At 41.9% G+C, this 16,305-nt stretch carries 11 protein-coding genes; 5 read left to right on the top strand and 6 right to left on the bottom strand.

Translation table 11 applies throughout. From position 1 onward, the window contains the following. The first annotated feature begins 32 nt into the window (after positions 1-32). The 5 genes from J5X92_RS06900 (at position 33) to J5X92_RS06880 (ending at position 7,822) form a co-directional block, all read left to right on the top strand. The gene (locus tag J5X92_RS06900) at positions 33-428 is read left to right on the top strand and encodes a hypothetical protein (RefSeq protein ID WP_182671361.1); all 396 of its coding nucleotides are present in this window, start codon (positions 33-35) and stop codon (positions 426-428) included. A 71-nt stretch (positions 429-499) separates the two neighbouring features. After that, positions 500-1,822, top strand: a complete 1,323-nt coding sequence (locus tag J5X92_RS06895; RefSeq protein WP_208805182.1) for a TolC family protein — start codon at positions 500-502, stop codon at positions 1,820-1,822. Continuing rightward, positions 1,819-2,757: an efflux RND transporter periplasmic adaptor subunit gene (locus J5X92_RS06890; protein WP_208805181.1), complete on the top strand. Its 939-nt coding sequence runs from the start codon at positions 1,819-1,821 to the stop codon at positions 2,755-2,757. Before J5X92_RS06895 ends, J5X92_RS06890 begins: the two co-directional genes overlap by 4 nt. Before the next feature lie 53 nt (positions 2,758-2,810). Next, on the top strand, positions 2,811-5,924 hold the full coding sequence (locus J5X92_RS06885; protein ID WP_208805179.1) for a CusA/CzcA family heavy metal efflux RND transporter: 3,114 nt from the start codon (positions 2,811-2,813) through the stop codon (positions 5,922-5,924). Positions 5,925-7,060: 1,136 nt separating this feature from the next. After that, entirely contained in the window at positions 7,061-7,822 is a 762-nt protein-coding gene (locus J5X92_RS06880) for a hypothetical protein (protein WP_006993262.1), read from the top strand. Positions 7,823-7,828: 6 nt separating this feature from the next. On the opposite strand, the gene J5X92_RS06875 is transcribed toward J5X92_RS06880, so the two are convergent. The 6 genes from J5X92_RS06875 to J5X92_RS06850 all read right to left on the bottom strand — a co-directional run bounded on the left by J5X92_RS06875 (position 7,829) and on the right by J5X92_RS06850 (position 16,197). Then, the gene (locus tag J5X92_RS06875) at positions 7,829-8,917 is read right to left on the bottom strand and encodes a hypothetical protein (protein ID WP_208805178.1); all 1,089 of its coding nucleotides are present in this window, start codon (positions 8,915-8,917) and stop codon (positions 7,829-7,831) included. A 12-nt stretch (positions 8,918-8,929) separates the two neighbouring features. Then, on the bottom strand, positions 8,930-10,486 hold the full coding sequence (locus J5X92_RS06870) for a TnsD family Tn7-like transposition protein (RefSeq protein ID WP_208805177.1): 1,557 nt from the start codon (positions 10,484-10,486) through the stop codon (positions 8,930-8,932). A 24-nt stretch (positions 10,487-10,510) separates the two neighbouring features. Continuing rightward, complete coding sequence (locus tag J5X92_RS06865) at positions 10,511-11,941, bottom strand: ATP-binding protein (RefSeq protein ID WP_208805176.1); 1,431 nt, start codon at positions 11,939-11,941, stop codon at positions 10,511-10,513. Between the two features lie 3 nt (positions 11,942-11,944). Next, on the bottom strand, positions 11,945-14,074 hold the full coding sequence (locus J5X92_RS06860) for a transposase (RefSeq protein ID WP_288389266.1): 2,130 nt from the start codon (positions 14,072-14,074) through the stop codon (positions 11,945-11,947). Next, positions 14,052-14,876, bottom strand: coding sequence for a TnsA endonuclease N-terminal domain-containing protein (locus J5X92_RS06855; protein ID WP_208805174.1), 825 nt, complete (start codon positions 14,874-14,876; stop codon positions 14,052-14,054). The genes J5X92_RS06860 and J5X92_RS06855 overlap by 23 nt, the downstream gene beginning before the upstream one ends. Positions 14,877-15,015: 139 nt before the next feature. Continuing rightward, a complete protein-coding gene (locus J5X92_RS06850) occupies positions 15,016-16,197 on the bottom strand; it encodes an NAD(P)/FAD-dependent oxidoreductase (protein WP_013786057.1) in 1,182 nt (393 codons plus the stop codon). Positions 16,198-16,305 lie beyond the last annotated feature (108 nt).

Here is a 16,305-nt window from a genome sequence, read left to right as displayed (position 1 = left end):
TGTTAATATGAAAAAGATGAGAGTAGATAGATATGTTTAGTGTAAGGGTGACAAGTTACCTGCTGATTTCGCTGATTTTGTTTCAGTCGTTTTCTGCTGTCGCCAATACATTGGATTCTCATACTGTCGACTCACAACATCTAAATGAAATACACGAACATCAATTGGGCGATAACATCGCTACTGAACATGCGCAGGTTCAACTAAAATCTAGCGAACAACCTGATGCTGATAACGTCCCCGTAGATAAATCTCACAATCCTGCTGATTGCCACCACTGTGGCCATTGTCACGGAACCCATGCCCAATGGATTGTAAGCACCAATGGTATCGAACTCGATTCTGTTGCCACCCATCACAATTTCTATTACTTATCAAAAGTAATAGATGCACCGATCACGCAATTACTACGCCCACCTAAAGCATAACCCTGAACTAATCAAACACCGTTCGCCAACAGTTTGGCGATATATATTTTTGATAATTTAGGAATAAAACAATGATGCATTTTTCATTGAGTCGCCCTGTGCGTGTGCACGCTTGGGTGATTTCCACGATGCTTGTCCTTTTGACAACACACACCGTGGTAGTAGCACAAACAAACAGTATCACCAATCGAGAAATGACCTTGCAAAGCGCCATACAGCGAACATTAGCGAATTCACCCGAGTTGCATGAGTTCACATATAGGCAACAAGCGATTGAGGGAGAAATTAAAACTGCTTCTCTCAAACCAGCCCTCAACGTAGGCATTGAAATGGAAAACTTCTTAGGAACAGGCGAGGTCTCTGGCATTAAGGACACCGAGTTGACTCTCACATTGTCGTCGGTCATTGAATTGGGCAATAAACTCAACTCACGTAAGGCGTTTGCTAAGGCGCAATCCACCTTAGTCGAAGCGCAAAAACAAGTGCACACCTTGGATGTACTGGCTGAAGTGACACGTCGCTACATCGATGTATTGGCGCAACAAGCGTTAATTGACGCGCAAAAAGATGCAGAAACACTTGCTCGATATACCTATCAAGCAGTCACAAAACGCGTGGATGCAGGTGCTTCCCCTGCATTTGAACAGAAACGCGCTGAAGCAGCTTTAGCAAGAGCTAGATTGGATGTGGTGACGGCACAGCAAACTAAGCAAGCCATGATAAATAGTCTGGCTATTATGTGGGGGGAGAAAGACCCCACTTTTACCTATGTTGAGGGTGACTTATTTGCGCTGCAATCGTCTCCTTCGTTAACCGCGCTTTTTACCACATTATTGGACAGTCCCAATCTTGAGGTCTATGCACAAGAATCGAGATTGCAGGCTTCTCAAGTCCGCCTTACTCAAGCAGCTAATCAATCGGATTTAAGCTGGACGGCCGGTATCAGGCGCATGAATGGCATAGATGAAACAGCCTTTGTAGCAGGCGTGAGTATGCCTCTGTTTGCCGGTGACCGAAATCTTGGCGAGTACCAAAAGCAGCGGGCAATTCAGGCACAGCTGGAACAACAAAAAGAGTCAGCGACGCAAAACCTATACCATCAGCTAAATATGGCCTTGATGGTCAGAAACAATGCGTTGCTCAATGTACAGACACTGCAAAACTCTATTATCCCACCCTTAGTTCAAGCGCTGGAATTAGTAGAACAAGCCTATATCAACGGTCGATTCAGCTACCTTGAATGGGTGAGTACACGTCAAGAACTACTCAATGCCAAACAAGCCTTAATTCAATCAGCGAAGCAAGCTCATCAGCGCGGTGCAGATATCGAATCACTGACTGCACAGCCACTTGTGGATACGATCAACACCTCTTTTTCGAGAAAAACAAAATGAACAAAAATATATTAAATAAGAAGCAAAACGCTCTGTTAGTTTTCATTGTTTGCAGTGCGTTGGGATTTTTATCAAGCACCACAATACAAGCATCAGAAGGCGAGCATGGTAAAGAGGAAGCCCATAAGGATGAACGCGTACTCATGCCTGACAGCATGGCGCAAAAAATGGGCGTGATGACACAAAGTGTTAATGCCGGTCAACTTAATATCACCACCACAGTATATGGTAATATAGTGACCGACCCTGCTTCACTGAGTCATGTGCGTGCACGATTCGACGGTATGGTGACCAAGGTCAATGCAAATTTAGGTAAAAAAGTTAAAAAAGGCGACACACTGGCGGTAGTTGAATCCAACGAAAGCCTGAAAAGTTATCCTGTTGCCGCGCCGTTTTCAGGCACCGTGATTGCCAGACATGCCAATGAAGGCGAGTTATCTAATGGCCAAGTGTTATTTTCAATCGCAAACTATGATGACGTGTGGGCACAGCTTAAAGTCTTCCCACAACAGCTCTCTGATATTGCAGAGCAGCAAAGTGTTCAACTTAGTGTGGCAGGCTCATCGTTAGAAACCACTATCCAGCATATCTTACCCTCGCCAGATGAAAAACCGTATGTATTGGCGTATGCCAAAATAGCTAATACCTCAGGTCAGTGGCCGGTTGGCGCGGCTATTAAAGGGCTTGTCACAATCAACAAACTTGATGTCGCCATGATGGTGCCTAAAGCTTCGATTCAAGAGTTTGAAGGGGCTTCTGTCGTGTTTGTCAAAGAAGGTGATGAATACCGTCCCGTGCCCGTTACCTTAGGTCAACAAGATAACTACAATATTGAAGTGTTATCAGGTCTGCACATTGCAGATGTGATTGTCAGCCAGAACAGCTACCTGTTTAAAGCCGATTTAGAAAAGTCGGAGGCCGGTCATGACCACTAATAACTCAATGCTATTTACTTGGTCATGCGTCTCAGTTATTGGGGGACGAACACATGATTGAATCCATATTACGTTTATCCATAGAGCGACGAGGGATAATGCTGATGTTGATCTTCCTTGTGCTGGGCATGGGGATATTCAGTTATCAAAAATTACCTATCGATGCGGTACCCGATATCACTAACGTGCAAGTGCAAATCAATACACAAGCACCGGGCTATTCGCCTTTGGAAACCGAGCAGCGGATCACATTCGTAGTAGAAACAGCACTGGCGGGATTACCTGACCTGTCCTACACCCGCTCTTTATCACGCTACGGCCTGTCTCAGGTAACAGCGGTATTTGATGAAGGCACTGATCTGTATTTTGCGCGTAATCTCATCAATACGCGATTAGGCGCAATCAAAAGTCAGCTACCAGAAGGGTTAGAGCCTGAAATGGGACCTATCGCTACTGGGTTGGGCGAAATCTACATGTATACCTTGCGAGCCAAGCAAAATGCCATGCAAAAAAACGGTGAGCCGTACAATGCAATGGCGCTTCGCGAGATACACGACTGGATCGTAAAACCGCAGCTCGCACTGGTTAAAGGGATCACTGAAGTCAACGCCATTGGTGGGTATGTAAAACAATATCATGTGAATCCTGAACCACAGAAAATGCTGAATTTTGATATTGGTCTAAGTGATATCCATCGTGCGCTGGAGCGAAACAACACCAATCAGGGAGCGGGGTTTGTTGAGCGAAATGGGCAACAAATACTGGTGCGCTCACAAGGTCAACTACAGACACTTAGCGATATAGAAAATGTGGTAATAAAACGCATTAATACTGTCCCTGTTGCGGTGAAAGACATTGGCAGTGTAGCTATTGGTAAGGAGCTGAGAACTGGTGCGGCAACGCAGGAGGGTGAAGAGACCGTTTTAGGTACGGCAATGATGCTAGTCGGCGAAAACTCACGAGCCGTTGCTCAATCCGTTGCCAAAAAGGTGAAGGACATTCAATCCAGCTTACCTGATGGTATTGTCATTGAGCCAGTCTATGACCGTACCCTATTGGTCGATAAAGCTATCGAAACGGTTCAGAAGAATTTAGTAGAAGGTGCGTTATTAGTCATAGTGATCTTGTTCATATTGCTTGGCAATATTCGCGCCGCGCTCATCACTGCGGCAGTTATACCGCTGGCGATGTTGGCGACCATTACAGGGATGGTTAATACCGGTGTGTCTGCCAACCTAATGAGCCTTGGCGCATTGGACTTTGGATTAATTGTCGATGGTGCGGTGATCATCGTAGAGAACTGTATCAGGCGGTTATCCGAGTCTCAGAAACGCACAGGCGGAGTCTTGCCACTTAAAGAGCGGCTAGAACTGGTTTTTCAAGCGACCAATGAAGTCATTCGTCCTAGCTTGTTTGGTGTATTGATTATTACTGTGGTGTATATCCCGCTGTTCTCATTGACAGGGGTTGAGGGCAAGATGTTTCAGCCAATGGCGGCAACGGTCATCATGGCGCTGATAGCAGCGATGCTGTTCTCCATTACTATTGTACCAGCGGCAGTCGCGATGTTTATGGGCGGTAAAGTCAGTGAAAAAGAAAGCTTCATTATTGTTGCAGCCAAGTCAGCCTATCGCCCCATCATTCACCTTGCACTGAAATTACGCTGGATAGTGCTTGTCGGCTCAGTCGTGCTGGTAGTGGGCAGCTTTTGGTTGGCAACGCGATTAGGCTCTGAGTTTGTTCCCCAGCTTGACGAAGGAGACATCGCACTGCACGCCATGCGAATACCGGGCACAGGTATTGAACAAGCCGTCGCAATGCAAAAAACACTTGAATCTACCTTGATGGAATACGAACAGGTACTCACAGTGTTTGCAAAAACCGGTACCGCAGAAGTAGCTACCGATGCGATGCCGCCCAACGTAACCGATACCTTTGTGATGCTAAAACCACGAGCGCAGTGGCCTGATCCTAACCTATCAAAAGCTGATTTCGTGGAAACCCTTGAGCGAGATTTACAAGCGGTGACAGGCAATAACTATGAGTTTACCCAACCTATCCAAATGCGCTTTAACGAGTTGATTAGTGGGGTAAGGGCTGACCTTGGTATAAAAGTCTTCGGAGATGATTTAACCACGCTTGTTGCCTCTGCAAACGACATCTTAACGGTTTTGCAATCAATTGACGGCGTGGCGGATGCACGACTTGAGCAGGTCGATGATATCCCTATCTTCACTATCAACCCTAAGCTAGTCGAGTTGGCACGTTATGGATTGGACGTGGCCGATTTGCAGGAGTGGTTGGCGTCAGCTATCGGTGGTAATACTGCTGGCTTAATTTTTGAGGGAGATAGACGCTTTGAGTTGCTTGTGCGATTTGATGAAGGTATCCGCACAGATTTAGATGCCATTGGCAGCACTCCTATCATTACATCGGATGGGGAATTTGTGCCGTTATCAGAAGTCGCTACGCTGGCTTACTCGTCTGTTCCCAATCAAATCAGTAGAGAAAACGGTAAGCGCAGAGTCGTGGTTACCGCCAATGTCAGAGAACGCGACTTAGGGAGCTTTGTTGACGAAGCAAAAATCAAAATAACCGAACAGGTTTCACTCCCAGCAGGCTACTGGCTGGATTATGGCGGCACGTTTGAGCAGCTTGAAAGTGCAAGTCAGCGACTGGCTATCGTGGTGCCTGCCACGCTTTTTCTGATACTTGTGTTACTCGTGGTGGTGTTTGGCTCATTTCGTGATGCCTTGATCATCTTCACTGGCGTGCCTTTAGCCTTAACAGGTGGTGTTTTTGCGCTTTGGATGCGTGACATGCCATTGTCTATATCTGCCGGAGTCGGATTTATTGCGCTCTCTGGTATTGCGGTACTAAACGGCCTAGTGATGTTGTCATTTATTAAACAGCGAGTACTAGAAACAGGTGACTTAATTAACTCAATCGTTGACGGAGCTATCACAAGATTGCGTCCGGTTTTGATGACAGCACTGGTAGCAAGCTTAGGCTTTATTCCCATGGCACTTAATGTCGGGACTGGCGCTGAAGTGCAAAGACCGCTTGCAACGGTGGTGATTGGCGGGATCATCTCGTCCACCATTCTAACATTGGTGGTTTTGCCTATTTTGTATCGGATGATGCACTCCAAATTAACCAGAGTGTGATTGTTGGGCACCGTATTGCAGAAAATACGGTGCTCTTTATCTTTAAAGAACACAACCCAATTCAACATGAGGTATAGACTTTATGTTTACCAAATACACTATATTACGACTAGCCACTTTGGCTCTACTGAGCATTTTTTTAACGGGATGCGCTTCGCCAGCAAGACTGATAGAGGTGAATAATGTGCCAAATGAAAAGTAACGGATCACCGCGTTTGGGTAGCCGAAACTGAGAATAAATGGCATGTTTCTGGCCGGTTGAACGCGCCCAATATTTTTGGCTTACCGGACGGGCATATTCTCGTTTCTATTCTAACTGAAGATGGAGCGATAATTGACCAGAAGATAGCAAACTACAGAAGGGTGATAGGCAATGCAGGACGACCTAGAAGACATCAATTTGGCGTTGCTCTGTTCTTTGTTGACTTTGAATCTATCCCCGAAGACGCAGAAGTAGGTGTCGAGTATATTATTGAGACAATAAGTGAAACGAAGAAAAAACCTTTTTGACTCTCAACTTAAACATAATTTTTGTTTAGAGCAGTGATTAGAAAATTCAGTGTATCAGGTTCACAGCAGACAAGTGGAAGCCGCTATTATTCCTATTTTTTGTACAACAAAATTAAAATTTGAAGGCCTACGCAACTGATTTTTTTATTTATCAATAAGGAAGGGTATGGCCGTAATACGGAATTTTTGCCAGTTAGATTAAGTATGAAGGACGATATGAAAATGACAAAACGTGTCAGTCAAGATTGGTGATCGTATGTGCACTTTTTTATAAATTTGTTGTAGAAGTCATCGTTTCCGACTGTATCTTTAACGGTCATAATCGAAGTCGTTAGTAAAAACCACAACGGCAGTTTACTGCCTAGACCGACCTGTTAGTTTTTAAAGTATGGCGCTTTTTAATACGTCTATAAGTACCAAATTGAATAGGTTCGTGCTTTGAAGTTAGAGATAGCAGCACCTTTAGCAAAGTATTGCTGAATGATTAAATACCCATCTTTTTTTGAGGCACGACATGCATACTTGAGTTACCGAAGCAGCTTTATTATGATAAATGAGTTGTTTCTTATCATATTAAAAATTATCACTAATAAAATGGCTTGCCCGTGATGGATGAAATTTATTAAATGGCTATAAAAGGCAGAGCAAGTATCCTCACATCTAAAGAGTGGGAGAAGGTTTTTAGTGTGATTTTGAACAATAGGCATGCTGAAAAAAATACAGCAATTATGAAGATGAGTAGGCATTTAGGTTTAAAAGCTCAGGAACTGGCTGCATTAACAATAGATGATGTTTCTATGCTAGAGGGAAATGACAGGGAGGCTAGGCAATCGTTCACTTTGCGAAAAGAGGTTTATATTGCTTCCAGAGAAACGCCAAAAAATCGATCGCGAAGTAAATATGTTAAAAAGAATTTGACCTTCACCGTTAGTGAGTTCGAAAATGCATTAGAAAAAGTTGCATCATTGGTCAAGGCAGATAAAAAGATCAACCCTATCGATTTCTATCCAACAAAAAATCAAAATTCTACGACACCAAGGCTGCTTCCTCTTATTGAAGAACCTCTCGTAAACGCATTAAAAACATACGTTGAGATGAGACTAATTAATCAGCCATTTTTAAAGTCAACAGATCCACTTTTCGTGACCCAAAAAGGCGGTTCTTATTCACCAAATACGCTTCAAGAGCATATGGCTCTGATACTTCGAGATTGGGCTGGTGTTTCAAGTGCGACATCAAATAGTGGCCGCAGGGGGCTAATTACACACGTTCTTCAAACATATGATGTTAACGTTGCACAAAGTGTGGCAGGAGTACGCAGTCCATCGAGTGTCGCAGTTAGCTACAATGATCGAACTGAACCATACTCAAACGACTCGAAAAAGTGATAGCGTCTAATTAACTTCTTTTATCTTGTTAAATACACTCCATACATCGTCTTTTATAGCGTTGCTTCCACCTAATGGGTAATCATTCCAGTATGGTCTCTTGTTTGTTAAGTAATAATCACATGGATTTTCATGAAGAAGCTTATAGTTTGTCTCTTTCATTGCCACACTGATGATCTTACTTTCTGAACATTGATAACCTTCTCGATGCAGCTTGCAGATTGAACAATTTCGTTCTTTTATAACCTTTAACTTATTCTTAAATAAATGGCTATCTAATTTAAATGAAGTATATATCTCTTCAGATTGCTCATTAACAAAGGCTTTAAATACATTAGGATGATTACCTTTAACGATATTACAAACGTTTTCTAATTGAACTTCATCAACTTGCGCATACATGCCGGTCTTTTTCATTAAGATCGAGGTTATTCTTTCTGTGTCATTCGTTTCTCCTTCTAATTGCATACAATTTTTTCTCAACCAATGAAGTAGCCTTTTTTGAAGACATGGAGCGAACTTGACATCATTTTCAACAACATCAGTACCCAACGAAGTTTGCTCACCATAACAATCATACTGCTCACATTTAGTCGGAATTTCACCACGCAGAGCTTTTTGGATATTAGATGCGGCAACGCTTTGACTTTTGCCTGTTAAGTTGAAAAGAGCTTTTTTATGATGGTGGCAATATTTTTGGTTTAACCACTCTGCTCGGAAAAAACCAAACCCACAATTCTTGAGGTCATCTGCGATGCAATCAACACAGAAGTTAACTTTGAGAAAATTATTTTGAGTTTGTTGACTGTAATTTTCAACACCATTTCTAAATACAGTTGGCACTAACTCAAAGTGTGATAAAGGGTTCGAAAACATTCCCGCGACAGGGTTTGCTATGGCTGACCTTTGTAAAACACTAAGTAGATATTCTGGATCATAAGGCCTGAACAGATGAGAATGCATCGTCGCAACAAAAGGGAAGGCTCGCCACTCTCCCATTCTATTTAACACACCAGCGAAGTCGCTTTCGCCGTTTAACATTAACACCCTGAAAATGAAACTCTGTACCGATTCGTCTCCTTGCAATTGCTTCATGTAATTATATTCTCAGTTATTAGTCATGAATTTGTTGATCATATTCATTGTTAAAGGCAACTTTCCTTTACTCTTCAGTAGCCACCCAAGTCCGCCGATTTGCTTATCAAGCTTGCTTAGAGATATGTTGTCATCAGTTTTAACTAATATGTCGGCAACTCTCTTAGCTAAAGTAATATCTCGTTCAGCCCAATCAATTATCCGATGAAACTTATTTTTTTGAGGGGGTGGCAACGAATTATTAAGCCAATATTTGTCATTACGATACAACCAATGAAACGCTGCATAACACTGGTTTTTTATTTCTTGTTTGATTGCAGTGGGGTAGCGACCTATACAACGTCTAATTTCTAGCCTGCATCGTCTGCGCTTAGACTCAAATTTATAACATTTTCTCTTTTCAACCAAGCCAGGCTCACAAGAAATAATCTGCTCAACACTCCCAACGGAAATACCTAAGCTATTTGCAATATACTCACGATGAAAACCTTTATATGCCAAATCCAAAACTTTTTTGATAGCAAATTCGTCAATGGTGCGCGGGATTTTTTTTATCTCTATGTTATTCAACAATGCTAGTTGTTTGATATAACACCTACTCTTACCAGTTTTACGATGAATTTGCAGTATAGGCATTCCCTTTTTTAGCAATTCAAGACACTCTGTTTGGTAGCTCTCTTTTGCTTTTATATTTAACGTAGCTCTATCATTTTTCTCTGAGTTCGCTGACAACATGAACGAGATAAGTAGGTGCTTGAAAGGGTGTTGAGCGAACTTTCCATTCACCAGATGATAAACATAATTTGTTTTCGCTGTTTGAAGAGGTATGAGCATGTCATTCGGTAACGCCAATTTAGCAGCTAAACTTTTTAAGTCAGTCGTTAATTTTTTATTTTTAATCGTTCCAGACGTAAGTAAATAGCCAGATTTATATAGTGATTCCCTGAGTTCTGTTAAATCAAAAAAGTCCGAATATGCTAACTTATTGAAAATAAATGTATTGGCAAACCTTGCAAAATCTGAGGTTATTTTATTTGAGCTGTCAGCAGACATGTTATGAGGTGGTAGGAAGGATGGCGCGACATATATTCTTGCTGGTAACACTAGTCTGTTTAACCTGACAGGATGCTCACTGCATGACTCAACCCCTGGTATCTGATGAGAAATATGCCAATAACTTACACCATGTTCATACATATCTTTTTTAGCGCATAATGGACAATACTTAACCGTTAAAATTTCTGTTTCCTTAAAACTAGCCAAGTTGCAAGCTCGAAGTACAGCATTACAATTGCCAGCCATCAATGCATTATTAATCTCCTTTGATCGTTTTGGTTGGTAGTACTTAAAAAGCTTTATCAAGGTTTGTTGATTGATTACACATTCAACCTCATTTCGCGATAGGCTTGCAATGGAACCTATCCCAACGGTTAGATACGGGTGAATAGAAACCCGCTTCCTATTGAAGTAAGTATTCAAAAATTTATCTACTGGCATGCCAGTTAGCGTAAGACTTCGTACTATCCTGCTATAAAAAGATTCATCTGGTAAGGCAATTGGCACCCACATTGTTCAAGGCTCTTAAACCACGCATCATGCAAGTTGCTTTAGTGGATCGTCGCAAAGGATGCCAATACCACGAAAATATTCATTGGCATCCACCTCGTCCACTCCCCGTCTTAATAAGTCTGGATCCTCAATGCGAGATAGAAGATCGATACAGGCAGTTAATTCTAATAGCTTCGCTGAGAATTCAGGATGCTGCGGCCTTGTTACGTCTGCAATAGGAGCAGATGTAATTGAGGTATCTTTAACCTCAGTGACAATTGTTTGATTGGCAACACGGCGGTTACGGCGAGGCATTGTGATTTCATCGCGCAAATTTATCACTTCTTTTGTTTTAGACGATAAGCCAAGAGCACTAAGCGCCGCTTGTTGCAGAACTCCTACTGTAATACGCTCGTCACCCGAGCCTATGACCAGCCTTTGCGCATCTCTGTATATACGATGAGCCATGTCAAGGTTACCAACAGAAAGCTCAAAAATTGTATTGTTTAACTCCTCAGTCAGCTCAGTTGTAATATCAGTCCAATGCAAATCCCATAGTTCTTGTATAAAATATTCCCATTCCTGACTGTTCCTAGTAAGTTGCTTCATTATAAAATAACCGCCACCTTCTGCTCGTCTAGCAGCTTTGAGTGTTCGCGCTAAAGTATCGTCAAATGGCGGATTTGCGCAGAAGAACATCGGTATACCCAACTTGTTTACAAGGGTATGTATAAAATTAAGAAGATTGTTCTCTCCCCCTGTTCTTTTTAAAGTAAGCCTTTGCATTTCATCGATAACAAGCATGCCTAAGAAGTTCACCTTAATTTTTTGCTCTATTTGTCTGGTTAATGCTCCTATAGTTGTTGCAGGTTTTGTTTTTCCCTCTTGGACAATATCGTCAATGCAAGAAAGTATTTCTTCACATAGGTCGCGTACACTTGAATTGTGAGGGCAATCAACTTTAATCCACACAATCTGGCGTTGATACTCCATTTTTTTGCCATTGTAATTGTTATGCATTATTACATTTGGGAAATAGTTAAGCACTTGCTCAAGCATGCTAGATTTGCCCACACCGCTATCGCCAACTAAGGTCAACCCTTCTGCTTTCGGTTCAAAATAACCTGTTTTAGGTTCAATTTTGGGTCGCTCATCGGATGCATAATGAAGATATTGTGCAGTTGATGGAGTAAATGGATTTCTTGCTGAATAACCATCTTTAATCGCAGTTTCTATAGCTCTGAAAACCTCAGCATAAAGTGGAAGCGGTTGGCGAAGCGCCTTTAAACGGATTGTATATTCAGCTCTAATCAATGGATCGGAGTTTTCTCGAATATGAGTATCAAGATCGGGGTAATTACTGAATTTATCCATTATCTCATCGGCACTTACTTTTCTAGGTAGTGCCTCTATCCATGGATTACCCCTGTATTCAGGAAGAATTGCTTCGTGGTAAGATGCTTGTTCTGTACGCACTGTTTACTTCCCTTTTGGTCTGCGAGGTAAAAACACTGTTTTCTTTTTCGCCGAATCAATTGCTACAGATTCAGGCGATAATGGTTCTGTAGGTCTGCTGTCATCAATCACATTACTCGTGTTATTAATTTCATTTTTTCTATTTTCGCGGATATTTTTAACGCGTTGGGAAAAGGGCGCTGGTTTTTCGGGAGTCGTAGCTTTTGCTGATTTTTCCTTTTCTTTACGCATCGTGCTGCTATCAATAGATTCTACAGTTATCGGTGTTTCAGCATCTTTCTGCTCACGCCAATCTTGGAATACTTCCACTTCATACATTGGCTTGCTCTCGAACATATTGCTTCGTGGGAGGAGATTACACTTAACAAAGTCATCATTTTTGTTGAACCTGACATACATATAATTTGTCGTATTTTCATTAATACGGGCATCAAGCTTCCAACTCCCGTTTGTCCTAGCAATTGCGGCCAAATTGTCCTTAATTACTCGTTCACAAGAGTAATAAAGTCCATTAAATTCAATGCCTCGCTCGGTCATTGTTGACTTCGCCGGCGGATACATCCGACTAATGACCTCACTCTCATTCGCAATTTGTAATGAATGTTTATGATTTAGAACATTTATTTTCCAAAAATTAATTGGGTTCGGTGTTAGATTATGTTTTATAAGTAGAGGACTCGATTCAGCCAATCTATCGTATTTTGATCTATTAAGCTCAAGGACAGCGTTTATAAGTAGTTTAGTGAAATCTTTAAGGGTATAAATCGCATCCTTTCGAGGATCTTTATCTCCGCGTACCACTTTGCCACCACGCGTTGTTCCTAATAGATCATGAATCAATTCCTTGTTGAGAAGCCCGAAGCGATTCTCTACAAATGACTTAAAATCAGGTCGATAGGGTGGTGATAATTGCAGTTCAGTTAAGGGGACAACAAGCTTTTGCGGCTGGAGGCCTATCATTTCTCCATTGTCACACATTAGTGTGAGTGGAATATGATGAATCGGCCAATCGCTATCTTGAATATCAATGCCAAACTCTTTGCAGTAAGACACTTTAGGTAGGAAAGCGTTAGCAAGTGCTTGACGGGCTGCTCTCCATGACGCATAGAACAAAGATACGTTTATTCCACATATTGCCCCGCTTGCTCTATCTACAATTGAGTAAATAGTAGGGCGACCGAGAATCAGATTTGGTGACCATTCTGAGACGATATGAGCATCAGCAACTGTTGCGTCAATTTCAAAACAATCTCCAGGTACTGACCACTTCGTGCTTGCGCTTCCCATCACCCCCCTTCGATTAAGCAAATAATCTCGCTCAGTGGTTGTCAATCTAATTGATTCTGCGTCACTAAAGAGTTTCCGCTTCCAATAACTTAACTGCCTCAAACTAGGCACGTAAGGAACGCTTCCTAGTGCATTTGCCATTTTTATTTCATCTGAATAGTAAGTTCGTAGCATCTCTTTGTAAGTATCTGAAAGAGGTTTGCCATGGGCTTTGAAATAATGTTTTTTGAGAATCTTACGGAACTTACTCTTATCAACATCTGTTACGATGAAATTATTTGTTCTCTCTACCGTTAGCGTTCTTGCTTTTTTGGGCGAACCTAAAGGTGTAGTCTTCACAATCTTTGTTTTACCAAGTCCTCCACAGGCACTATACGCAGGTAGAAGAGCATTTCGGGTTTGCCCATACTTGTAAAATTGTTTGAGTAATCGGTGGATCTTTCTCACACCTGCACCCACCTTGTCAGCGTGGCGACCAACACTATTTACTCGCCTAACCGTAGACAGCTTAATAAGAAGATCTTGATCATCAACTAACTCTTTGATTAACGCATAGTTTTCATCCCTGATTTTAATATGTTGCTCACTAATTTCTGAGTCATCCTTCAACATATATACAGGTAATTTGAAACTGCCTTTGAAAATGTAATGCTCACTTATGGCATGTTTGAAGGCATCGAAATCGACCAAAATAGGCCGTTTTTCCTTTTTAGAATCATTAATAGGATACATGATAGTAAAATTATGGGCTTCGTCTGCTAACAATATTCGCCATAAGCCAGACTCGACACCATCAAAGCTTTTTATGTCCCAAATGCTATTCCTAAGAATTTCCAAGCGCGACACCTTGATTAAAATCAGCTTTCGAATAAATTTCAATAATATCATCACGCTCTAATTGGTTAGATAAATTGACGCTTATATATTTATAACCAATTAAGCTTCTTAATAGCTCTAACGCATTTTCAGGTTTAATCTCCAAATGCTTCATAAAGTCATTGCAAATATCTTTAATAAACACCTTGCCTATCGGAATAAGCTGTAAACCTGCCGATATATAGTTATCTGAAAAGGTTGGTATATCTGAACGTATACTGTGAGTCGCCCATTTGATGTTTTTACTTTGAATAGCAGTATCTTGGCTACCAGTGTAATAGTGGAACTTAACACCCAATAGTTCCCACCAAAGGCGCTCTATTTCAATTTTTTCAATAACCCGAAGATCACCTGAGTCACCCTCAGGTTTAACTGAAAATGCTTCATAAACGATTGCGTTATTAATTTTTCGAGTCAGTAATAAATCGGTAGTGATTACTATGGGTTCTTTACTTACAGGATGTGCCGGATGTTTAATATCTAATGATTTAGCAATTTTTATTGATAAATTAATGGGGAGAAGAGGGAATTGCTCCCTAATATCGACAACCGAATCACTAAATTCAGCTAAATAAAACAACTCAGTTTCAATCAACGACATGAAATGATGCTTTCGCTTCGATTTAATACCTGGAATCTGAGAACGCACACCTTTAGATGTTACATCTTGAACTCTTAGCCACGGTTTATAAAATTCACCCTCACCAATCCCATATTTGTTTTTCAATGCTCGATTGTAGTCAGGAAATGTTTCTAACTTGCGTCTTGCCATAAAAAAGCCACGGCTAAATAATTAATGACTAATCGTAGAATAGAGTAAGCCAGATGAAAGGACAAACTTTATTGTATATATTAAGTAGTGTGGACAAACTTTATTGTCTATGGACAAACTTTATTGTCTGCCAACACAACTACACCACCTGCCCGGCTGCCCAGCCGCTGCTCCAAGCCCACTGGAAATTAAAGCCCCCTAACCAACCGGTTACATCTACCACTTCGCCTATAAAATAAAGGCCTTCTACGTTTTTAGCCATCATGGTTTTAGACGATAGCTCATTGGTGTTTACACCACCAATAGTAACTTCGGCGGTTCTGTAACCCTCGGTGCCGTTTGGTTTTATTTGCCAGTTTTCTAGCGTGTTAGCAATAGCCTCGCATTCGCTGTGGCTCAGCTGCTTCACCGGTACATTGCGCCATTGATGATATTCAATAAAGCTTTGTACCATGCGTTTGGGGAACACTTTGTTTAAACAGGTTGCCAGTAGGGCATCTGGCGTGTCGGTGCGCGCCGTATTAATAAGCGCCTGCGCATCTTCAGTTGGGAGCGTATTAATACTTAACGCATCGCCAGCTTCCCAATAGCTTGAGATTTGTAGCATGGCTGGGCCACTTAGGCCGCGATGTGTAAACAGCATAGCTTCACGGAATGAGGTGTCGTTGCATTGTGCATTTACGTCTATGGCAATGCCGCTGAGTTCGGCTAATACGTCTTTGTCTTTATCTTGCAGGGTGAAAGGTACTAGAGCTGCGCGAGTGGGTAGCACATTTAAGCCGAACTGCTCTGCCACTTTGTAACCAAATGGTGTTGCGCCTAGCTTCGGCATGCTTAAGCCGCCGGTGGCAATAACGAGTGACTCACATTGGTATTCACCCAAAGAAGTGTTAAGCGTGTAACCTGATTCGGTTTTTTCAACGCTTACAATGTCGCAGCGTGTGGTAATAGTTACCCCCGCTTTATCACACTCTTTTAGCAGGAGCTCTACAATATCTTTCGCGCTGTCGTCGCAAAATAGCTGGCCGAGTGTTTTTTCGTGATAGGCAATACCGTGCTCTGCTACCAATCCAATAAAATCCCATTGGGTGTAGCGGCTTAATGCCGACTTACAAAAGTGTGGGTTTTGCGATAGAAAGTTTTCAGGGCCAGCGTACATATTGGTGAAGTTACAGCGTCCGCCTCCAGACATAAGGATTTTACGACCTACTTTTTTGGCGTGATCGAGCACTTCTACACTGCGCCCACGGGCACCGGCTTGCGCTGCACAAAACAGCCCTGCTGCACCAGCACCAATCACAATTACATCACGCTGTTTCACACTACTCACCTTTAATTGCTGTACCTGACTTGGAATATCGTTCTAATTACCCTAACTGTCTAATAATAAGGCATAGGGCAAAAACGAGCTGAATTATACGTAAATGCT

The sequence above is a fragment of the Alteromonas sp. K632G genome (assembly GCF_017653625.1).
Lineage (GTDB): Bacteria > Pseudomonadota > Gammaproteobacteria > Enterobacterales > Alteromonadaceae > Alteromonas > Alteromonas naphthalenivorans.
This window is presented reverse-complemented; position numbering and strand designations above follow the sequence as displayed.